Consider the following 19551-nt stretch of genomic DNA (forward strand, 5'->3'; position numbering starts at 1 on the left):
AGACGGATCGATGCGCAACTCGGTTCGCTGCGACCGGACATTTCCTCTGGGGGCAGAGCTAGGAGTCTGGGGCACAGTCGTCCGGCGGCGTGTCCGGAGACAGTTCCGCAATCCTGTGCTCCAGGGTGGTGATCTTCGCTTCCATGTCCCGGACCATCCGGACGAGGGCCTGAATGGCAACCATTGCCACACCGTTCGCGTCCACCATGTCGATACGGCGTCGATCTGAACCCAGCCCGAAGAGCGCGTGCCAGTCCTGGGCCATCGGCCCGAGATGGGTGATCTCCTCGTCCTCTTCCGTATAGCGCCACGTACTCACCGGGAGATCGGCGAGGACCCGCAGGACATCAGGACCGTGGACGGGGCCGCTGCTGGTCAATGGAACTCGTTGACCGTCTCGGTCTCCGGAGTCGTCCTCACCGACGCTCCGTTGTGAGCCCCATTCAACGGGGACGATTTGCCCCTTCAGCTGACGGTCGCTTGCGGCCCCTCCCCCCTCGCTGCCAAGGTTGTAGTGGTAATAGGAGGGTAGTCCGTCGTTGTCTTCCGAGATGAGCTGTTCCTCCAGCACCTTGAGCGTCGCGGCCAGGCGTGCTGTTTCCTCGTGCGCGGGGCCAAGGGTGCGCCGCAAAACGTCGTGGACATCGCGGAGAAGAATGAGCGCCGGTGGCGTACGGCCCAGGGATGAGTACGCGTAGGCGAGGTTTTCCACCGTTCGTAGTGTCTCCGGATGGTCGGTACCGAGCACTTGCTTGGTTCCCGCGACCACCTTCTGCAGCAGCGCGAGCGCCATCAGGGCTCCCTCTGTGACCGCACGTGCGACAGCGAGATTACTCTGCGCTGTGAGCGTTTCCGGGTGCATCGCGCCCAGGGAACGTTCACGGAAATCAGCCACCTGCCGGAAGTACTCCGTTGCTTTGTCCGGCTCCTCGCCCCACAGGGCAATCGCCTGGGTTTCGAGAGCGAGGAGGGTGAGCGGGTCGTACATGCCGAACAAGGCGGAGGCTTTCGCTCTGGCGTCCTTGGCGATGACCAGGGCCTCTTCCGCACGGCCGGTGCGCCACAGCCAATGGGCCTGTGACACGGTGACGTGCAGCGTGATCCAATGGATCTCGGAAAGCCACTCCTTCACCTGCTCGGCCAGCGCGGTCAGGAGGCCGAGGGCGCGACCGGATTCTCCTGCCCGTCCAGCGGCCCAGGCATGGGCGATTCTCGCGCCGAATGTCGCGGGGTGGTGTTCACCGTAGATGCCGATGACCTCAGGCAAGAGCTCGTCGAGTTCTTCGTAGGCGTGCGCGCGGGCGCCGGAGCGGCCGAGTGCGCGGGCCCTTCCCCATTTGGCCAGGAGAAGGAGACGGTCGTCGGCGTCACCCCCGTTCCTCTCCTGGTGCACCACGACCCCGTAGAGGCGGCGGGCCTCGTGCCAGTCACCGATGTACCCCGTCCACAGAGCGAGGCGCAGGTAGGCAAGACGGGTGAGCAGGTCGCGGGCGCCCAGGCTTTCCAGACAGTCCTCGTAGAGTTCTTCCGTCAGCCGGAGAGCGGGAATCGGGCGGCCGGAATGTCCGGTCCAGAATGCGAGGGAGTGGCGCGCCGTCAGCGTCCTGGGGTCACCCTCTCCGAACAAATGGACAGCGCGCAGGGTGAGTCGTTCGGCGATATTCCGGGCGAGATCCGTCTCCAGGGCATCCACTGCACGGGAGAGCGATTCCGCCAGGCTGTCCAGGCGGGCGTCGCCGAAGGGGGCTCCATGACCACCCGGCACCCCACTCTGCGTCAAGATGTCCGCGGCCCCGTCCCAGCTGCCCATCCAGACATAACCGGGCCCGCCGTCGATCGACGGATAGGATCCACCCGCAGAGTCGGCTTCCTCTGCTGTGATATCGACCAGCCCGATAGGGCCATCGCCGAAGCGTTGCAGGAGTTCAGTGAATGCAGGGTCGTCGGTGAAGGTTCGGGCCGGACAGGCGTGCAGGCGGCGGTTCGCGAACGCGTGGTCATCGTGGATGACGACACCGACGAGATGGTCTTGGCAGAAGACCGCGCTGCCGGAAGCTCCGGACCAGGCCTGCTCGCCATCCCCACGCATGTCCGGCGCAGACTCCTGGTCCAGGACATACAGGTCCTGGGCGCCGACACCGCCGGCCTGAGGAGGCAGCTTCCCCCGCAGGTGCTCCACCTTGTGCTGCCCGTCCCTGAAGGTCGCCGAAGGATACCCAAGACCCTCATAGGACAGCGGGGTGTTGCCGATGGGACGGCCCCAGCGAACCATTCCGGGCACGACGACCTCGTCGTCCAGCAGCAGCAAAGCAACATCGCGTTCTTCCGGGTTAGTCCAGCGTACCGATGCCATGCAACGGTGTACGTCGGGGTCCTGGGGGTGCCCCACACGCACATCGATCTGCGCCCATGGCATGCCCTTGCTCTCCTCGACGACGTGCCGGGTCGTCAGTACCAGGCGGGGCCCGATCAGATAGCCGGTACCGACGCGGCGGAACCCATCAGCGTCACCACTACGGATCAGAGCCAGTCTTCGACGGTCCAACTCAGCCCTCGTCATTCCAAGAGCCGGACTGCCGGCGACCGATTTCGGGGTTGGCTCCGCCCGTGGCCCGGTCCTTGACCTGCAGCTTCAGCGTCAGCTTGTGCCCGCGGACCGAGGAGTGCGCTCCGCCCCCGCCCACGGTCGCCACCCCGAACTGCAGCTTCCCCTCGCCCTTGCCGTCAATGCGCAGTTCCAGCAGCAACTCCAGTTCGGCTTCCTCGATCTGAAAGGCGAACTGCTGCTGCGCCCCCCGGGTCTGGGCCTGGTAGAGCTCTTGCCTCAGCTCCTCGATGGCTGCGGCCAACCCGATCGTCGCCATAGCTACTCCCCGTCGACTGTGAGATTCAGAGATGAGTGGCGCCAGCCCCGGTGAGCGATCTCAACTTGCTGCGAGTGCAAGGCGAAGGTCATCACGAGTCTCCGAGCGGTGCGGCGACAGGTTCTGCTTCCGTGAGATAGCGGTGGAGTGAGGTCTTGGGGATTCCGGTCTTGGCCGCGATCTGGCCAAGGCTGCTGCCCTGATGCTTCAGGAGCCTGGCGTACTCGATCTTGTCGGCTGGGTGAGCGACGGGGCGACCGATGCGACGGCCAGCGGCCTCGGCGACGGCGCGGGCGTGGGCGGCCCGTTCGGCGGTGAAGGTGCGTTCCATCTCGGCGAACAGGGCCAGCAGGAGGAAGGCGACGCGGCCCATGCCCTCGTCGGCGGTGTTGATCGGCAGGGGGTCGGCAAGTGACCGGACCCCGATCTGCTTCTCCTTGAGGTCGTGGACGAGGCTGAGGACTTCGCGCAGGTTCCTTCCGAGCCTGTCGAGGGTGTAGACCACGATCGTGTCGCCGGGCCGGGCGTAGGCGAGCAGATCGGTCAGGCCGGGGCGCTCGACGGTGGCTCCGCTCTTCTTGTCGACGTAGATCCGTTCATCCGGAATGCCCGCTGCCCCGAGGGCGTTCAGTTGGCGTTCCAAGCTCTGCTTGGTGGTGGAAACCCGGGCGTACGCGAGTTCAAGTCCTGGGGCGGGGTGCCGCTGGCCGGTTGCCATGGCCGTACCGTACCGGAAGTCGTCTCTGTGCGGGCCTTTCGGAACACTTCTTGTGGGACGACTTACGGAACGGCTGGCGAGGGAATCGCCGCAGGACGCCGACATCCTGACGGCGCATCGGGTGCCCTGTTCCACTTCCAAGGATGTGGAACACGGATGTCAGGTGAGATCGGTGCGGCCGAGATCGCGGGCGCTGGGCAGGAAGTCGGCGGGGACGCCGGCACCGAACAGGAAGGCGCGTTCTTCTTCGAACCGGTTGATGGTGCGGCAGCCAAGGGTGAGCAGGATCAGAAGCTGGCGGGCAGCGTCGCGGTCGGTGCGGGCCAGAGCAAGCGCCGTCTCTATCTGATCCATAGCCTCCTGCCAGGAGCTGCGGTGCGGTGCGGACCGGTCGCCGTCGTAGACGTGGCGGTGCTCCGGACGCAGGGTCGAGGCGAGACGGCCGCAGGCGATCACGGTCCCTTTGGCGGCCAGGTTCAGTGCGGTGCCAGCGGCATGCAGCATCGCCTCCTGGACCTCGGGCGCCAGGTATTCGTAGGGCCGCCAGGTGGTCAGTCCGGCGCGTTGTTCTCGGCCGGTGGCCTCCCAGACGTGCTCCAGCGTGGCCCGGCCGTGACTGCTGCGGCCCGTCAGGGAGAGGCTGACCTCGTCCAGCAGCGAGCGCAGCAGCCGGAACCACACCCCGGCGTGCACGGTGCGGCCGGGGAGGGTGACCCGTCCGGTGGTGAGCCCTTCGTAGGTGTAGCGATCCACGGTGGCCAGCGGTTCGGCCAACAGCGTCGGTCCCGGCCCCTCATGGCCGAGGGCGAGGGCGGTATCGACCGCGGTGGCTCCTTCCAGGCGGCACCCGTGCTCGACGCAGCCGGTCATCAGCGGCAGCCGCCAGATCAGGGCCCGCCCGCGGTCGGGGTCGGCGGCGCACACCGGGCAGGCCCGCTGCAGCGACCATCCGAGCCACGGGCCCGGCCAGCGCTTCCAGCGGTTGACCTGGTTGGTACCGGCCTCGCCCGGGGCCAGGAGCACGGAGTGGTCCCGCACATAGGCGTCGAACATCGGCTGTGTCTGATCGATCGGCACGGTGAGTGTGTCGAACAGCCACGGCTCCCAGCCCGCCAGCGTCATCGCCCGCAGCCGGGCGAGTTCGACGCCGGAGACAGCGTGCAGAGCACCACCCCAGCCTTCACGCCCGTGCCGCCCGGCGCGTTCTCCCGGATGCTCGGCGACGGCCGCCACCAGCACGTCCACATCACCAAAACCCTCCACTGGCAGACCGCCCCCGTCACCACCGGCCTGTACCGCACCTACCTCGACGCGATCGGCAGCACTTCTGACCCGGAACTGGAAATCTGGGACGGCGACTGGAAGCCAGGCCCGCGATTCAGCGAAGCCAACGTCCACGGCGCGGATGTGCCGGTGGTCGGCGTCTCCTTCCACGACGCGCTCGGCTTCAGCTCCTGGCTCAGCCGACGCGACGGCCGCGCCTACCGGCTACCCACCGAGGCCGAGTTCGAGTTCGCCATCCGAGCCGGCTGCTCGGCCACAACGCCCTGCGGATCCGGCTGTGTGCCCGAGCGAAAGCACACGAGCCGCACTTGGCCCGAGGCGTTCCTCGCACGCTGGACCGCTGCGGCCAAGCGGGCGAACCCGCACGGCCTCCACGGGCTGAACGGAGTGCTGTGGCAGTGGTGCAGGGATTGGTACGCCCCCTACCCCGACGAGGCTGACGTCACCGACCCGCAGGGGCCCACCACGAAGCCGGCCTCATCGCTCTGGAAGGGCCGGACGCTCCCCGCCGGCCGGGTCATCCGCGGCGGCTCGTACTCCTATCCGGAATGGTACGGACGGTGCGACAACAGGCACTTCTCATTTCCCGACGACCGCAACGTGAATCTCGGTTTCCGGATCGTTTTCGACACCGCCTGATTTCCTACAGTCGCCGACCATCCCAGTGCCGCAGCCGGCAGACCCGTTCATTTCACCTCAACAAGGTTCCCCCCGTCACACACAGCTGAGAGGAAATCCTTAACAGTGAAAGGTCAGCCGCGAATTGAATCCGGCGCCTCCTGTTACCGTTTCCCGGTGACTACCAAGGTCGGAATCACCGGCGGCGCGAGCGCCGGCCACGTCGTCCCCGCGCTGGCCGTCGCAGCCGAGCTACGCCGCGCCAATGTCGACGAGCTGGTGTACTTCGGCCGCGACGGCAGCATCGAAGCCGACCTCGCGGACAAGGCCGGTATTCGGCTCGCCCCCGTCCCCTCCGCCGGTCTGCAGCGCTACCGCTCCTGGAAGAACGCCGTCATGCCCTTCACCGTCATCCGCGGGGTGTTCGCCGCATGGCGGGCGATGCGACGCGAGCAACCCGACGTCGTCTTCAGCAAAGGCAGCTACGTCTCCGTCCCGGTAGGAATCGCGGCCTGGCTGAACCGGGTGCCGCTGGCAATCCACGAGTCCGACCACTCCCTCGGCCTGGCCAACCGCATCCTGGCGCGCCTGGCCAACACAGTGTTCCTCGCCGAACCCGGCCAGGGCCTCCCCCAGTGGCTGCAGCGCAAGGCCGTCGTCACCGGTCTGCCTCTGCGCGACGACCTCGCCGAAGGCCGACCGCAGAAGCTGCGCGCCGAGCTCCGCATCCCGGCCGGCCCGCCGGTGCTGCTGATTTTCTGTGGCAGCAGCGGCAGCACCCGCATCAACATGGCCGTCCGCCGGCAGCTGACCGCCCTGACCGCCCTCTTCACCGTCGTCCACATCACCGGCCGAGGCAACCTCGACCCCGAGCTGCATTCCGTCCCCGGATACCGGCAGCTGGAGTACCTGCACGACAACATGGTTGACGCCCTGTGGCTGGCCGATCTCGTCATCGGGCGGGCCGGTGCCACCACCCTCGCCGAGTTGGAGGCCCTGGACAAGCCCGCCGTCCTGATCCCCCTGCCGGCCTCCGTCAGCCGCGGCGACCAGCTGGACAACGCCAAGGCATACGCCCGACGCGCGACCTGCGTCGTCGTACCGGACGACGAACTGCTCGCCGACGGCCGGCCGATCGTGGCCGCCTGCGAGCAGCTGCTTCCCCGGCTGGAGGCAACCCGACCCGAGCCCGACCCGCAGCAGATCCACCGAGTCGCACGGGACATCGCCACCCGGACGCTGCGCTTGGCCCGCCCGCGACGCCCTCTTAGGCGCTGAACCCGGTACCGGGGCGGGCCGTCAGAGCCGGCCCTCCGGCAGCTCGCCCCGGAACAGCACGTGCCAGTGCATGTGCTTCGACTCCTGATACTCGCCCTCGTTCGTCACGACACAGGCAGCACCGTGCTCCTCGCGCACCCGCGCAGCCACCGAACGGACGACACGCAGCACATCCATCAGCCGCTCCTCACCGCCATCGCCGAGGTCGACCAAGGACGGGGTGTGCGCCTTCGGCACCACCACGATGTGCACCGGGTAACTGGGCCGGGTGTGCTCGAACGCGAGCACCGTCTCCGTCTCCTCCACGACATTGACCGGCGTGTTCCCGGACAGCGCCTCGTCGCAGTAGAAGTCCGACACCTTTTCGGCAGTCGACGGCGATGCAGTCACAATGCCACCCATCCCTAGAGCAGTTCGGTCGCCAAGGCGCCGATATCAGCTGCACGGCGTACTACCCGAGCCGGGCCCCCAGCGGCACCAATCGGCGCTCAGGCTACAGGCGAGCACTGAGGTCACAGCAATTCTCTTCACCCGTACACAATTTCGGTAACGGCATCCGCGGCCCCGACGGGCGCCTGCAACTCGCCTACTGGGATGAGACGCCCGACGACCGGGACCTGCGCGGCGTGCTGTGGGGACGCTGCTCCCAGAGCATCGGCACCGATAGCCTGCCCACCGGTCGGCCGCGCTGGCGGATGGTGCATCCCTCGATGCAGCGCGAATGCATGGAACAACTGCGCTGCCAGGTCTGCGCCCAGCCCGCCCGCACGGACGAGGGCTGCTTGTTCCTGGCCGGGCCGGACGAGGTACACCCCAACGACGCGGTCGTGCCCACCGCCCAGCCACCGGTATGCATCCACCACGCCCGGATCGCGGCCGAGCAGTGCCCGCACCCCCAGGGCCGGCCGACCGTGTTCCTCGCCCAAAGCGCCCCGCTCTACGGCGTCATCGGCACCCTCTACCAATACACCGACGGCGGCCTGCAAGCCCTCCCCGCCACCGACCAGGACGCATTGCCCCACGGACACCCCGGCCTGCGCTGGTACCTCACCCCCCCCAAAGGATCCGCCGCCTACGCGCCTACACCATCATCAACCTCAACGACCTCCCTCCGGCATAGACCGGCCCCCGGGACGGTCGCTGCCCCATCACTGGCTGCCCTGTGGCGATCTGAGCCGCACCCGTCCGCGGGACGATGGGCGACAGTGCGGCGGGCCAGACCGTCCGTTCGCCGGCCGCCTGCATGTCTACGCCACAAGCCTGCGGACCAGGTCGTCGTCCGTCACCTCGTACACGTCAATGCGCAGCAGCCCGCGGATGTGGACGGGAACCCGTTCGATGGCCTTGACGGACAAGGACGGCACAACCAGTGCGTACCGAGTCTTGGATTCCTGGCTCGTCATGCGGCGCAGCAGCTGGCCGTAGGCGATGTCGGCGTCGATGCCCCTCTACCTGGTGCGGCCCTTGGCCTCGCAGATCAGCCGCTCATCACCACGCACGGCTTCGAGGTCAGTCCAACGGTCGGTGGGATCGAGCGGTGTCCAGCCTTCGCTGAGCAGCCACATGCGGAAAGCATCGGTCACCCGGTCCTCGTCGCTGCCGCGTGCCAGGATCTTCCGCAGCGCCGACAGGTCGGCCTCCTTGTTGCGGCGCAGCCGCCCTCGTCCGTCCGCGTCGAGGTGCGCCGAGCGGATCACGACCAGCCGCAGTCCCTGAGCGGGAATCTCGGCCTCACGGCGGGCGTCGTACAGAGCCCGCTGCTCGCCACGATGGACACCACTGACGGTGAGCTTGTCCGGCTTGTCGAAGTGAGGCATCGGCTGGTCGTGTTGGAGTTCCCGGTATTCGACCACGAGCTGGTGGCCGGGCCAGTAGGCGTCGACGGACAGCTTCGCGCGTCGGCCGCTCTGCCCAGGATCCCCCTGCAGCCAGTCGAACTTGTGCTGGGTCGAGGCTGTCTCACGAAGGACTTCATTACACAGACCGACTACGTATGCCTCGTCACTGTCGTCTCGTCTTCCCATGAGTGAGGATGCCGTCCTCGATCGCGTCCGCGTGCGAGTAGGTGTGCAGGCGCTTGCCGAAGACTTTCGCGTCGTCCATCGACGCGATCAGGGATGGGGCTTCCCAGACGGGGGCGGTAGTCGCGGTGCGCTTGGGCTGCGGGCGCGTGTTGGGAGCCTCGGTCAGGCGGGGGGCTTCCCACTCGTAGGGGGTCGCGGTCAGGTAGAGGCGGCGGTCGGCCAGGATCCGGGTCTGGTCGTGGATCATCGTCCACTGTTTGTCCCAGCTGCCCGCGGTGCGGTGTGCCTCGTCCACGACCAGGAGGTCGAAGACGGGGACAGGGAAGACCGTGTGCTGGGTCTCCTCTATCCTGGGGAGGGAATCGAGCGTGACAAACACGATCGCCCGCTCACGCCGCTTCCTGCGCTGGGCGAGCCAGTACGCCAGGTACTCCCCCGAGCCCGTACTCACCGCACCCGCCTCGTTGAGCAGCGGATGCTTGTCCGCCTGCAGCGAGGAGACCGCCATGATCGGCTCCCGGCGGCCGTCAGCGCGGGCTGCCTGGGTCCACTGGCCGATTAGATCCAAGGACGGCACCGCGATGAGGAGACGCGCTGCGTCCAGTTCCTCGGCGGTGCGCAGCGCGATCAGCGTCTTGTTGCCCGTCCCGCACGCGGAGACGATGTGCCCGCGCGAGCCCGGGTTCTTCAGATGCCGTACCGCCGACTCAACTGCGGCCCACTGATCCGGCCGCAACACGCGACGAGCGGGGGCAGTCGGGGGCGTCGCAGCGGCCGTGGGCTCGGGGCTGGAAGGCATCGGGTACAACCTCAACTCACGGCGGAACGGTCACGTCCATCCTCCCGTACTTGAGGTGGCCCACACGGGCACCTGCCGAACCTGCCTGACCGACTACACCTGCTCCTGGTACAGCCTGATCTCGGTGGGCTTGAGCATGCGGATCGTTGTCCAGGCTGCTCTCTCGCTCAGTCGTTGGGCCCACTCGTCGAGATCGTCTCGGGTGCCGTGGAAGAACCACGAGTCGAAGCTTCCAAGGGCCTGCAGGGCGGGTGCGGGTCTGTATCGAAGCTCGCAGTGGACCTGCACGTAGTGGTCGTAATTGTCGTTGCTGTCGGCGATCTCGAATTGCCGGGCGAGGTCCAGCGTGAATGTGGGAGGGCCGTCAAACGAGTGGGTCCCGTACTGGAGCAGGAGGCCATCCGCATCGGGTGTGTCCGGGACGTCGAACAGCCGTCGGCCAAAGCGTAGGAAGGCGAGCCAGGCATCTTCCGTATCCGGGTAGGCAAGCGCCCGCCGCCCGGCCCTCAGTTCGCTCTCAAGGAGTCCCACGGCCTCGCCTATCGGGGGTCTTCGCGTCATGCGCGCCCTCCTCGTCCGCTGCAGCAGGGCTGAGCGTACTCAACCCGGCGGACCTTCCCGGTCGCGGCGTTAGAAGATGCGGGCGTGTATGTGCTGCGTGAGGTTCTCGAGGATCTCGCGCAGCCACGGGGTGCGGACGGCGGGCAGTCGGGCCAGGGTGTGCTGGAACGCTCCCCGGTCGACCCAGAACAGGTGATTAGGGCGCGGCGCGGGCGGGTCGTCACGGAAGACGCCGTCGGGCATGCTGCCCGACGCGGGGATGGGCAGATATGGCTCGGGGTAGGCCAGCCACAGCCATATCCCGAATGGCAGCGGCACGAGGTATGCCGAGGCGGCCGGGCCGGCCGGGGTCCAGGTCTCCCCTGTCTGCGGATGGGTCGGTACGAAGAGGATGTCGGCGTCCGTGTCGGGGGCGGGCCGTCCTGGTCCTGCCAGGACGGCCCGCCGCGTCGGCAGTCCCGCGGGCAGCAAGGTGTCGAGGGCGGGTTGGAACACTTCCTGGATCAGGCCGTCCGGGACGGTCACCGGTCGGCCTTCCGAGGCTGCCAGCAGGTGGGCGAGTGCCCGGCCTGCGGCAGCTTCCCACTGCGGGCTCAGGACCAGAAGTTGTTCAAGCCCAGCCGCGATCCCCACGTCATGGTCATGGGCTCGAACGGGGGTGTGCCCTTCCCGTTGTCCATCAGCTCCGCCCAGGAGAGCGGTGCGTCCTCGGCGCCATCGACGGGGAGGCGGCGTATGGCGTTGGGGGCGAGCCACGCTGCCTGCCAGAGCGAGCAGTCGTCGATCCTGCTCGCCACGGTCAGGCCACATACTTCGCAGGCCATGTTGGGGCCGTCGGCCCCGTCGATACCGCAGCAGGCGCCGCCGCGTTTCTCCGGGATCAGCACCGTGCCGCGGGTATCGCCGGGTGCGATGACGATCGCGCCGGGCGCGCCGTCGGACAAGGCGTAGACCGGCGCGTAGATGCCGCGGGCCGCTGCCTCGTCCGGGTCGATCTCCTCCCACCTGCGCCACGGCGGCCCCGAAGGCTCCGGGTCCACGGCGAACGTGCCTGATTCCATGAGTACCGGGAGCTGAACCCCGTTCCCGTACTTCTGGCGGGCGTGGACCGGCAGGGCGACCTGGGACAGCGGGGCGGTCAACTCGGCGCCGCACCCCGTACACACGAAAACGAACAAATGTCCTCCGCTGGGGAAACAGGGGCATCGTCGCAGCCTGGTGGTGGCCAGCCAACATACTTTTTCGTCCGTCGCGGGGCCGGAGCTCCACGGCGTGGAACATCAGCTCCAGCGCGAACAGGCTGTCGCCCATGGCGGCAGACAGCAACGCCACTGACGGCACGGAGGCCATGGGACCCTCGCTCCAGGGAGGTTGTGAGCCCCCTCGCGCACTCGGTGAGCCGCGTGACGTCGAAAGAGGCTGGTCCCGCCACGGTCAGTGAGTCAGGATCCTGTGGTGCGCCATGCTTACGAGGATGCCGAACTGCTGGACCTGGTCCGCCGCTACGTCACGCCCGACCGCCGCTATCTGAAGCTCAGCGGGAGCTTGCTGCGGCTGGAAGGCGGCGAGTACGACCGGTTCGCGCGAGATCTCGCCGAGGATGCCGAACTCATCACTGCGCACGAGCTCAGCATTCTTCTTGAAGGCGGGTGGCGTGAGCGGAGGACCGCTGCATGGCTCATCGCCATTTCCCGCCGGACCGAGTTCCGCGAGCGCCTCGGGGAGCTCCTGCTGGCCAGTGAGGTCTGCTGTGCGGGCTTGGCGTATTGCGTGGCCCTGGCCACTTTCGGCACGCCGGACGACGCTGATCTGCTGACTGCCTACCTTGATCGCTACCTGCAACGCCCCGACCTCGACTACGACCAGGCTGTGGCCTTGGGTGCCCTTCTGTACATCGATCTGAACATCGGTGCCCACCAGGCCGGGCGATTTCTGGCTCCAGAGGGTCTGTGGGATCAGTGGCTCCAGGGGCGATCTGGTGGGCAGTGCGCTGAGGGCACCGCCACCTATCTGAGCCTGATACGCCGGCTCTGCGCCTTCGCCGAGGAGTGCGCCGAGCTGCACCCCTGGGGGTGACCGCAGCACCGTCGCGGTGACCAAGCGCTTCTGCTGGCGGGCTCCGCCACCTGAAGCGCTCAGAACGTGGTTGCGTGCCGGCAGCCGTTCGTGGACGCCTTAAATCCGTCGGCCGTTCGACTGCGGTCCGGGCAGGATGTCCCCCTGTGAACCATGTACTGTGCGGCCTCGCCACCAATGAGGCTCTTCCCTCCGAGCTGGTCGACCGCCTGATCGCCGTCGCGGACGCGGACATCGCAGACGGCCTCGTCAGTCGCGCGGACCTCAGCCACGAGCAGGCGGTCGACCTGGCCACACGGGTGCCTGGATTGTTCACCCAGAACCGGCCGTAGGACACCCAGAACCTCCGCGACCAGCACACCTCACCCAACGCAACACCAAGCCCGTTTGCGGCAGCCGGAAGAGCAGTACCTTGCCGAGACTGGGCGTTCAACGTCGGCTGTCCAGGACGTCCCGCACTCCGGGCAAGTGGACGTCACGCCGGCCTTCACCGCCCCGGTCCTCGCCCTCGTCCGCCGCCAGTGCCGCGAACGGCACGCGGGAGAGCAGAACACCGCCGTCGCCTTCGTCGACGGCATCAACGGAACACCGCACCCACGGCACAGCCGCGGCCCGGCGTCGTTCTCCAGGACCCCGACCAGCCGCAGTCGAGGTGCCCCGTGCCTGCCCATGCGATCACGTTAAGACTCAGTCATTGTCCAGCCCAACCAGTCGATCCGGTCAGGATTCCGGCTCTCAGCAGCAGCCCGCGAATGACGCGTATCACCCCGTCGACCTCGGCGGGCGGACGTGACCAGGTCTGACGATCGTGAAACCGGGAGATGGATGAGTAGCGGGGTCATCCCGGCGCACTCGATCGTCTCCTAGTCTTAGTTAGGACTCGCATGAGCACCGTTGTGTCCCTCGTCGTCGCCGGCCTCGCCTTGGCGGTATCGGCCTTCGGCTCGTACATCGCGTGGTTGAGTCTGGAAACCGCCCGGACCGCCAGCAGGGCAAGCCACATCCAGAACCTCTTCACCGCCAACCAAGCCGCGCTGCAACACCCGGAACTCCTCATAGACGTGCACGGCATCGACCCCGCTACACCCCTGAGGGAAGCACGGGCACTCGTGTACCTGAGCATCCTGCTGGACGGCTTCCAAGTGGCGCACGGCCGCTACCACCGCGGCGACTACGCCAAGATGGCCGAGCTGATGAAGCGTGAAGGCGACTCCCTTCGCCGCGTCTTGGCGATCCCCAAGAACGCCGAGCGGTGGCCAATCGTCAGGGATCACTCATACGGCGACTTCGATCAAGGGTTCATTGCTGCCATCGACGACCTCATCGTCCACGAGCGAAACCTCGCGGCCCGAGGAACCACTAACACAGCCTGACCGTTCTCGGGAGTCAGACCGCAGTGAGTGCCCATCGCTCATCGCACAAGTCGCTCTTGTAGGGCTTGCGGTCACTCACCCCGCCACTCCAGCACGACCAAACATGAGCGCGCCCGTCCCACGCTGGCCAACCAGTAGACCGGCGACCAGTCGCTGACCGTCCTGAGTCCCGAGTTCCGGCACGGCGAGCGCGCCGCCCGTTACGAGACCCAGGTTGGCTGGGAGACCGCCACCCGTGCCGCAGCGAGCGCGATTCTCTTCTGGATCCCCGCGGCCTGCACACCTGCCGGGCACCGGCAAAGGGGAGGAGGCACGCGACCGAGTTCTCAGGAGCGGCGTACACGGAGAATTTGGAGCACCTGTTCCAACGACTCGACGAGGTGACCGGCTCCGGCGTCCCTCAACAGCTTCGCCTTGCGTTCGTTGCGCGCGTACCCGAGGAAGGGGATCCCGGCCGCGTGGGCCGCCCTGTAGTCCACAGGGCTGTCGCCGATCATCAACGCGGACGAAGCCTCGGCGCCCAGCGCGCCCAGTGCCCGGTTGACGGCGTGCGGATCCGGCTTGAGCAGGTGCAGGTCCTGCGTGCGGCCGTAGATGTGAGGGACGAAGCAGGAGTCCAGGCCTCGTTGTTCCAAGTACTTGCGGACCACCCGTGGGGAGTTGTTGGTGGCGACGGCCTGCCGGACGCCGAGCGCGGTCCAGGTACGGATCAGCGGGTCCGCGTACGCGGTGGGCATCGCCGAGGGCATGGCCTTCAGCTCCTCCTGGGTGAGCCGCTCCTCCAGTTCCGCCACCAGGTCACTGCCCGGGTGCCGAAGGTCCACGGCACCCAGGACGACGTGAGGGTCGGGCGACTCCCGTTCCGTCTCCGTCAGCAGACCGTGCAGCCCCCGTGCCTCCAGCCATCGCAACAGTTCGTCGGCGACCAGGTCCGCGTGGTGGCCCGCGAACAGACGGCAGATCGGCCCGTCGAGGTCCCAGAGCACCACACGGGCAGCGGTGATCATCTCCCGCAGGGACTCGAACGGGTCGTGCGGCGTCCAGCTGCTGTCCCTGTCCCTGCCCCGCGCGATGGTGAGCACCCGTTGGAGGAGTGCCTCGGTGTCCCGGCCCGTGTCGCCCTGCTCGGGCGCCTGCGGCGGCCTCGGCTCGTTGCGCACCGTCTCCGCCGTGGTCTGCTCCCGATCTCGCTCTCGTGCACGTTCCCGTATCTGTTCACGCTCCCGCCGCGACCGGTCCGTGCGTACGTCCGCGGTGGCCTGGTGGGCCTGGAGCAGCGCGGCACGGGCGGCCTTGGCTTGGGGATGACGTGCCCCCAGCAGCGTCGCGGAGCGCTGGGCCACCACGGCGAGGGTCTCGGTCAGCTCGTCCATGGCCGCCGTATCGCCTCGTACCCAGGCCTCCGAGTGCTGTGCCTCGGTCATGACCATGAGGGCTTCCAGCGCCCGGGGGTGACCGCTGCCCCATCGGTGGATCTGGAGATCGCAGATGTCCTTGAGGTCCCGCACATGGTCCGCGGCCCGGCTCCGGTCCAGCTGTCCGCTGCCGAAGTCGGCGAGGAACAGGGCCCGGGCGGCGCGCATGCGTACGTCCAGCCACGCGGCCGAGCCGTCGGCCTCCGCGGCCGACCGGGCGGCCTCCCGGGCATGCAACCGGAGGGCTGCCTGGGCATCCAGCCGAGCCGGTTCCCAGTGGCCGCCGCGGGCCTTCAGCAGGGCGAACTGGGCCAGCGTGTATGCCCTTTCCAGTCCGGTGACGGCAGACTGGTACGCCGCGATGAGGGCCCTACGGGCCATGGCCGGCTGCCCGCTCTCGGCAAGGACGGTGGCGACCCGGTTGTACACCGCGCACCGGTGCTCGTGCGGGACCAGACGTTTCCGCACCCACTGGTAGACCTGGCCCACGGCTTGGTCGTGCTGCTCCTGTGCGGTTGCCCCCAGGTCACGCAGCAAGGACAGAAAGTAGGACATCTCGCTCGCCGCGGCCGGGGTGCTCAGCAGCCGGTCGTCGCGGCTCATCTCGTCGACGACGGTCTGCAGCGACGCCAGAGCGGGTCCGGCCCCTTCCACCGCGGCCACGGCGGTCTGGAGCCTGCCCTGCCACGGTGATGTGGTGTCAGTCATCCGCATCGTCCCCCAGGGCGCGTTCACGGAACTGCCGCAGCGTGTGCCCTCGTTCCTCCTCGGCCCGCGCCGACGAGATGAGTTCGGACTGCTCCCACTCCTTGAGCGCGGTCAGGACGACCTCGGCCTCCCGCGCGGCCTTCCGCGCGGTCGGCTCCGCGGGGTCCCCGTCGTCGGGACACGGAGTCCGCCGGGCGGGGGCTCCGTCGCGTGGCCGACCGTCGCCGAAGTACGACGGGAACAGTCCCATCGCATACCTGACCGAGGCGGCGATGAGGACGTTGCTCCCCCTGTTCGGGTCCTCGTGTTCGTACACCTGCTCCATGAGGATGCCCACCACGGGCCGTTCTTCCGTCTCTTCGACCGGATCGGTGTCCACAGGGCTGCCCGAGTACCCCGAGAAGTCCCTCAGATCCTGCTCGGCCGTCAGCTGGAGCCCGGTGAACACACCGCCCGCCGCACTGCGGTACTCGATTGGAGCGTGCGACACGATCCCGCTGAGCTTCGCCACTCTGCCGGGCGGCTCGTACATCCCCTGCCAGCGCACCGACGGCCGCGGCCAGTCCATGGGCGGCGGCAGTGGCAGCCGGTACCGGCTCGCCCTCTCGATCACGATGACGGCGAGATCCACGTCACTGTCCTCGTCGCACACCCGGCCGGTCAACGCCTGCCCGTCGGACAGGGTGAGTTCCAGGACGGCGCCCTCGGAGGACACGTCCCGCAGGCAGTGCAATGCCGTCAGCACGTAGACCTGCGTGACCTGGAGGCCGGCACCCAGATGCACGCCCGCCTCCGCGATCCGTACCCAGTGGCCGGTCATCCCGCCCCTGCGGTCCGCTCCACCGTGAGTGTCACCTCGAAGGACGCCTCCGCCGACGCCTTCGAGAGAATGACACCGGCCTCGGCGGCCAGGGTGATCCCGAAGGTGACCTCCATACCGGTGACGGACCAGCCGTGCCGCTCGGGGACGTCGGCCAGGGAGTCCTGCGCGATCGCTGACGCCTGCCGGATGGCCTCGCGCAGTTCATCCGAACGATCGGCGAGCGACGCGGACTGGCGTGCCCTGGTGCCGATCTGCCGGGCGCCGTGTCCGTTGAGCTCCACGGTCTCAACTCGCACCCCAAGCCTGCCACTTACCGGTTGTGCCGTCACGCCCCCAGGCTAGCCGTGTAGGCGAGGAAACGGGACCAGGAAGTGGGAACGACGGTGAGGTGAGGGGTGTCGGGGGTCTTGCTGTCACGGGTGCGTTTCCAGCGGAAACCCTCGCGGTGCAGCAGCTCGCTCAGCAAGTCCGCAGAGATCTCCACCCCGCGCTCGGCCCGCAGCCAGTCGCACAGGGCCGGGGCGCTCCACGTGATCCCCGCCTCGGCGGAGACATCGAGCAACGCCTCGAACCGGCGCGACGAACAGGAGATGTTCGTGCTGTGCCTGCGGATCCTGCAATCGGCCCTGGTCTACGTCAACACGCTCATGCTTCAAGACGTCCTCGGTGAACCAGAGTGGGCCGGCCTCCTCACGCCCGCCGACCGGCGTGGCCTGACCCCGCTGTTCTGGTCCCATGTCCGCCCGTACGGGGAGGTCAACCTCGACATGGACGCCCGTCTCAACCTCGCTGCGGCCACCGTGCCCGGCCCTCGGGCCCCGCTGGATGACCAGCCGACCCCACCCCGGGACCGGGAGAAGGCGGATCCTTCGCCGATGCAGGCAACGCGGTAGCGGGGCCGTTCCGAACCCTGCCACCCGTGCCAGCCGGCGGCGGGTGGGTGCCAACAGCGTTCGGGGAACTGGTGGTTGTGCAGAGGCGTCCTGTGCTAACAGTGAAGTTCATCCAACGCTGCTGAGGGCGCGCGTTCGTCGGTTGCGGGGAGGGGGCGAGTGGGTGTGTCGCGACGTAGGAAGATCACGGTCATGGCGGGCGCGGTCGTGTTGATCGTGTCGACTCCGTTTTTCTGGCTGCTGGACAACCCGGATACCGGCCAGCTGGTTGCGGCCTCAATCCAGAGCGCCACCGGTATTGCCGAAAGCCGCACGTCAGCGAGACAGTGCCGACAAGCGCGGACGCGTCCTCAAAGCCGTCCAGGACATACTCCGCGACAACCGGCGCATCACCTTCGCCGCGGTCGCCCGCGAAGCGGACGTCTCCAGCTGGCTCGTCTATGCCCCCGGCCTGCGCGAATGCATCGACCAGGCACGGGCCCGCCAGGCCGCCCAGGGCCACCAGGACCAGCAGAGCGGGCGGAAGGTCTCCACCGCCAGCGAGCAGACCGACCTGCTTCTCGCCCGCCAGGAGATCAAACGGCTCCGGACCGAGAACGGCCAGCTGCGGCAGCAGGCCCACGTTCATCTCGGGTAGCAGGTCGAACAGCTCTGCAACCACGACCTGGTCGACCGCATCAACGAGCTCACCGAGGAGAACCTGCGGCTGTCCACGGCGGAACGGCAGGCGACCACGGAGAACACCGGGCTCCGGCAGCGAGTCACCGAGCTTGAGGACGACCTCGCAGCAGCCCGCACCAGCCTCCGCCGCATGATCCGCAACGAGAACCGTGCCTAGGGCCTGCCCGGCGGATCTTTCTGGGCCCGGCGCCCCTGGCACGGCCAGGTTGTCGAACTATCCACGTGCGCCCACGGCTGACCCCAGTCTCCCACCCCAGTACTGGCACCAAGGTTGGCCGGACGGTCACGCGAGTGACGGCCACCGATCGGTAGCCCACTCCAGCCAACCTGACCACCCAGGAGGCGGACCTCCAACCCCATGGCCCTCGAGTTCCGCGACATCGGGCTCCTCGAACAGCGTCCTCCAGTGCACGAGGTCTGTCTCGCTCATCGCGAAGGTCTGATCAGGGGTGGCCGACTGGCGATGGGCGACCCGAGCACGTTGGGTCTCATGGTCCACCGGCACATACACAAGCTGACAGGACGCGCCCACAGACATCACCAACCAGCGGATCGCGGATCTCTCGTCACGAGACCAGCATCCGAAATCCAGGACCACGTTGGTTCCCAACCTGAGCGCCTCCAGACCAAGCCAGAGCAGCCGTCCTTCCAACACATCGCGCTTCCCCTCCGGCTGCGGATCGCCGAACAGCGGGAGCATCCACTCATCCGGCGTCAGCCGCAGAGCGCTGTGCTCCTTGGCCAGATGCCGAGCTCTCGTGGTCTTTCCGGCCCCGGGCAGGCCAACCGTCAGGAACAACGTCGTCACACCCAGATCTTGTCACGAAGGCCAAGTGGGAGGATGACTGCTCTTGCTGCCGAGATCGCCGGGCCACGACGCGGCCCAGCAGCGCGATCCCCAACGAGCACCGTGCCTAACGTCCCTCACACAGCTACACGACGTTGACCTGCGCTAACACCCTGGGAACCCCAGATAACGACGGTACGCAGCGCGGTGACGAAGTACAGGACGCGGACGGCCTCGACTTCGTCGGCGTACTGGCGCAGCCGGGGCCGGCGGTGGCACACCGCCATCACCCGCGTCCAACAGGTCAACCAGGCACTGGACTGCTCACTGGAGACGGAGACCACGCAGCTCATCAACCAACTCCTCAACGGCCCGGGCACGGCGGCACGCGTGGTTCCGGAAAAGCGTGAACAATTCCAGGTGCCCATGAGCACTGTCCGAGAAAATCCGGGTAATCATGAGCACTGACTCAACGACCTGCCCCGGATCGCAGGGGCAGATTACCGAGACGGCCTACGGCATCGGTGCAGCCCAGTACGTTGACGCCTTCTGTAACCTCGGTGCCCTGTTCGCCAAGAACCAGGTCCGAACCGGCCCACACGCAGTGAAGGCCCGGTGGATACCGGGCCTTCACGTCTGAGTAGCGGGG

At 67.7% G+C, this 19551-nt stretch carries 23 protein-coding genes and 1 pseudogene; 8 read left to right on the top strand and 16 right to left on the bottom strand.

Annotated elements, in window-relative coordinates:
* Nucleotides 1–58: 58 nt before the first annotated feature.
* The 4 genes from ABT114_RS47780 to ABT114_RS47795 all read right to left on the bottom strand — a co-directional run bounded on the left by ABT114_RS47780 (nt 59) and on the right by ABT114_RS47795 (nt 4704).
* Nucleotides 59–2545 carry a tetratricopeptide repeat protein gene (locus ABT114_RS47780; RefSeq protein WP_351152952.1) on the bottom strand — a complete coding sequence of 829 codons (2487 nt, stop codon included), beginning with the start codon at nt 2543–2545 and terminating at the stop codon, nt 59–61.
* Between the two features lies 1 nt (nt 2546).
* A complete protein-coding gene (locus ABT114_RS47785; protein ID WP_351152955.1) occupies nt 2547–2864 on the bottom strand; it encodes a trypco2 family protein in 318 nt (105 codons plus the stop codon).
* A gap of 91 nt (nt 2865–2955) precedes the next feature.
* Nucleotides 2956–3582 carry a recombinase family protein gene (locus ABT114_RS47790; protein ID WP_351152958.1) on the bottom strand — a complete coding sequence of 209 codons (627 nt, stop codon included), beginning with the start codon at nt 3580–3582 and terminating at the stop codon, nt 2956–2958.
* A gap of 159 nt (nt 3583–3741) precedes the next feature.
* Nucleotides 3742–4704: a TniQ family protein gene (locus ABT114_RS47795; RefSeq protein ID WP_351152961.1), complete on the bottom strand. Its 963-nt coding sequence runs from the start codon at nt 4702–4704 to the stop codon at nt 3742–3744.
* Nucleotides 4705–4740: 36 nt separating this feature from the next.
* Between ABT114_RS47795 and ABT114_RS47800 the strand changes: the two genes are divergently transcribed.
* Together ABT114_RS47800 and ABT114_RS47805 are read left to right on the top strand one after the other, a co-directional pair.
* The gene (locus ABT114_RS47800; protein WP_351152964.1) at nt 4741–5505 is read left to right on the top strand and encodes a formylglycine-generating enzyme family protein; all 765 of its coding nucleotides are present in this window, start codon (nt 4741–4743) and stop codon (nt 5503–5505) included.
* 156 nt (nt 5506–5661) lie between these two features.
* Nucleotides 5662–6762: a UDP-N-acetylglucosamine--N-acetylmuramyl-(pentapeptide) pyrophosphoryl-undecaprenol N-acetylglucosamine transferase gene (locus ABT114_RS47805; protein ID WP_351152967.1), complete on the top strand. Its 1101-nt coding sequence runs from the start codon at nt 5662–5664 to the stop codon at nt 6760–6762.
* Nucleotides 6763–6783: 21 nt separating this feature from the next.
* Here the strand turns inward: ABT114_RS47805 and ABT114_RS47810 are convergent, their stop codons facing one another.
* From ABT114_RS47810 to ABT114_RS47835, 6 genes and pseudogenes are all read right to left on the bottom strand, one after another.
* Entirely contained in the window at nt 6784–7122 is a 339-nt protein-coding gene (locus ABT114_RS47810) for an HIT domain-containing protein (protein WP_351152970.1), read from the bottom strand.
* An 887-nt stretch (nt 7123–8009) separates the two neighbouring features.
* Nucleotides 8010–8165: a hypothetical protein gene (locus tag ABT114_RS47815; protein WP_351152973.1), complete on the bottom strand. Its 156-nt coding sequence runs from the start codon at nt 8163–8165 to the stop codon at nt 8010–8012.
* Nucleotides 8166–8210: 45 nt separating this feature from the next.
* Nucleotides 8211–8786, bottom strand: coding sequence for a hypothetical protein (locus ABT114_RS47820; RefSeq protein ID WP_351152975.1), 576 nt, complete (start codon nt 8784–8786; stop codon nt 8211–8213).
* On the bottom strand, nt 8764–9525 hold the full coding sequence (locus tag ABT114_RS47825; protein ID WP_351152978.1) for a DEAD/DEAH box helicase family protein: 762 nt from the start codon (nt 9523–9525) through the stop codon (nt 8764–8766). Before ABT114_RS47825 ends, ABT114_RS47820 begins: the two co-directional genes overlap by 23 nt.
* A 153-nt stretch (nt 9526–9678) precedes the next feature.
* The gene (locus tag ABT114_RS47830) at nt 9679–10146 is read right to left on the bottom strand and encodes a hypothetical protein (RefSeq protein ID WP_351152980.1); all 468 of its coding nucleotides are present in this window, start codon (nt 10144–10146) and stop codon (nt 9679–9681) included.
* Between the two features lie 69 nt (nt 10147–10215).
* Nucleotides 10216–11324, bottom strand: a pseudogene (locus ABT114_RS47835) (hypothetical protein).
* 277 nt (nt 11325–11601) lie between these two features.
* Between ABT114_RS47835 and ABT114_RS47840 the strand changes: the two are divergent.
* Both ABT114_RS47840 and ABT114_RS47845 read left to right on the top strand, forming a co-directional pair.
* Nucleotides 11602–12222, top strand: coding sequence for a DUF6000 family protein (locus ABT114_RS47840; protein WP_502988523.1), 621 nt, complete (start codon nt 11602–11604; stop codon nt 12220–12222).
* 146 nt (nt 12223–12368) lie between these two features.
* Entirely contained in the window at nt 12369–12554 is a 186-nt protein-coding gene (locus ABT114_RS47845; RefSeq protein ID WP_351153015.1) for a hypothetical protein, read from the top strand.
* Nucleotides 12555–12651: 97 nt separating this feature from the next.
* On the opposite strand, the gene ABT114_RS47850 is transcribed toward ABT114_RS47845, so the two are convergent.
* Nucleotides 12652–12816, bottom strand: a complete 165-nt coding sequence (locus tag ABT114_RS47850) for a hypothetical protein (protein ID WP_351152986.1) — start codon at nt 12814–12816, stop codon at nt 12652–12654.
* A 290-nt stretch (nt 12817–13106) separates the two neighbouring features.
* On the opposite strand from ABT114_RS47850, the gene ABT114_RS47855 reads away from it, so the two are divergent.
* Nucleotides 13107–13595, top strand: a complete 489-nt coding sequence (locus ABT114_RS47855; RefSeq protein ID WP_351152988.1) for a hypothetical protein — start codon at nt 13107–13109, stop codon at nt 13593–13595.
* A gap of 326 nt (nt 13596–13921) precedes the next feature.
* On the opposite strand, the gene ABT114_RS47860 is transcribed toward ABT114_RS47855, so the two are convergent.
* The 4 genes from ABT114_RS47860 to ABT114_RS47875 form a co-directional block, all read right to left on the bottom strand.
* A complete protein-coding gene (locus ABT114_RS47860) occupies nt 13922–14602 on the bottom strand; it encodes an HAD family hydrolase (protein WP_351153012.1) in 681 nt (226 codons plus the stop codon).
* Nucleotides 14603–15710: 1108 nt separating this feature from the next.
* Entirely contained in the window at nt 15711–16538 is an 828-nt protein-coding gene (locus ABT114_RS47865) for a S1 family serine peptidase (RefSeq protein WP_351152991.1), read from the bottom strand.
* Nucleotides 16535–16837 carry a CU044_2847 family protein gene (locus ABT114_RS47870; protein WP_351152994.1) on the bottom strand — a complete coding sequence of 101 codons (303 nt, stop codon included), beginning with the start codon at nt 16835–16837 and terminating at the stop codon, nt 16535–16537. The genes ABT114_RS47865 and ABT114_RS47870 overlap by 4 nt, the downstream gene beginning before the upstream one ends.
* A 29-nt stretch (nt 16838–16866) precedes the next feature.
* Nucleotides 16867–17103: a DUF397 domain-containing protein gene (locus ABT114_RS47875; protein ID WP_351152997.1), complete on the bottom strand. Its 237-nt coding sequence runs from the start codon at nt 17101–17103 to the stop codon at nt 16867–16869.
* Between the two features lie 28 nt (nt 17104–17131).
* Here ABT114_RS47875 and ABT114_RS47880 point away from each other — a divergent pair, with 28 nt between their 5' ends.
* Entirely contained in the window at nt 17132–17434 is a 303-nt protein-coding gene (locus tag ABT114_RS47880) for a Tn3 family transposase (protein ID WP_351152999.1), read from the top strand.
* Between the two features lie 298 nt (nt 17435–17732).
* Nucleotides 17733–18071 carry a DUF6262 family protein gene (locus tag ABT114_RS47885; protein ID WP_351153001.1) on the top strand — a complete coding sequence of 113 codons (339 nt, stop codon included), beginning with the start codon at nt 17733–17735 and terminating at the stop codon, nt 18069–18071.
* 327 nt (nt 18072–18398) lie between these two features.
* Here ABT114_RS47885 and ABT114_RS47890 read toward each other — a convergent pair whose 3' ends face one another.
* Nucleotides 18399–18923: a P-loop nucleotide/nucleoside kinase family protein gene (locus ABT114_RS47890; RefSeq protein WP_351153004.1), complete on the bottom strand. Its 525-nt coding sequence runs from the start codon at nt 18921–18923 to the stop codon at nt 18399–18401.
* Nucleotides 18924–19109: 186 nt separating this feature from the next.
* Here ABT114_RS47890 and ABT114_RS47895 point away from each other — a divergent pair, with 186 nt between their 5' ends.
* Entirely contained in the window at nt 19110–19370 is a 261-nt protein-coding gene (locus tag ABT114_RS47895; protein WP_351153006.1) for a hypothetical protein, read from the top strand.
* Nucleotides 19371–19551: the final 181 nt, after the last annotated feature.

The organism is Streptomyces sp. NPDC002088, from assembly GCF_040296605.1.
Taxonomy (GTDB): Bacteria; Actinomycetota; Actinomycetes; order Streptomycetales; family Streptomycetaceae; genus Streptomyces.

What these genes read in the sequence shown, in the direction of transcription:
- ABT114_RS47785 (WP_351152955.1), bottom strand. Translation starts at nt 2,864, where the DNA reads ATGGCGACGATCGGGTTGGCCGCAGCCATCGAGGAGCTGAGGCAAGAG.
- ABT114_RS47790 (WP_351152958.1), bottom strand. Translation starts at nt 3,582, where the DNA reads ATGGCAACCGGCCAGCGGCACCCCGCCCCAGGACTTGAACTCGCGTAC.
- ABT114_RS47795 (WP_351152961.1), bottom strand. Translation starts at nt 4,704, where the DNA reads ATGACGCTGGCGGGCTGGGAGCCGTGGCTGTTCGACACACTCACCGTG.
- ABT114_RS47815 (WP_351152973.1), bottom strand. Translation starts at nt 8,165, where the DNA reads ATGACGAGCCAGGAATCCAAGACTCGGTACGCACTGGTTGTGCCGTCC.
- ABT114_RS47820 (WP_351152975.1), bottom strand. Translation starts at nt 8,786, where the DNA reads ATGGGAAGACGAGACGACAGTGACGAGGCATACGTAGTCGGTCTGTGT.
- ABT114_RS47830 (WP_351152980.1), bottom strand. Translation starts at nt 10,146, where the DNA reads ATGACGCGAAGACCCCCGATAGGCGAGGCCGTGGGACTCCTTGAGAGC.
- ABT114_RS47855 (WP_351152988.1), top strand. Translation starts at nt 13,107, where the DNA reads ATGAGCACCGTTGTGTCCCTCGTCGTCGCCGGCCTCGCCTTGGCGGTA.
- ABT114_RS47860 (WP_351153012.1), bottom strand. Translation starts at nt 14,602, where the DNA reads ATGATCACCGCTGCCCGTGTGGTGCTCTGGGACCTCGACGGGCCGATC.
- ABT114_RS47865 (WP_351152991.1), bottom strand. Translation starts at nt 16,538, where the DNA reads ATGACCGGCCACTGGGTACGGATCGCGGAGGCGGGCGTGCATCTGGGT.
- ABT114_RS47880 (WP_351152999.1), top strand. Translation starts at nt 17,132, where the DNA reads ATGTTCGTGCTGTGCCTGCGGATCCTGCAATCGGCCCTGGTCTACGTC.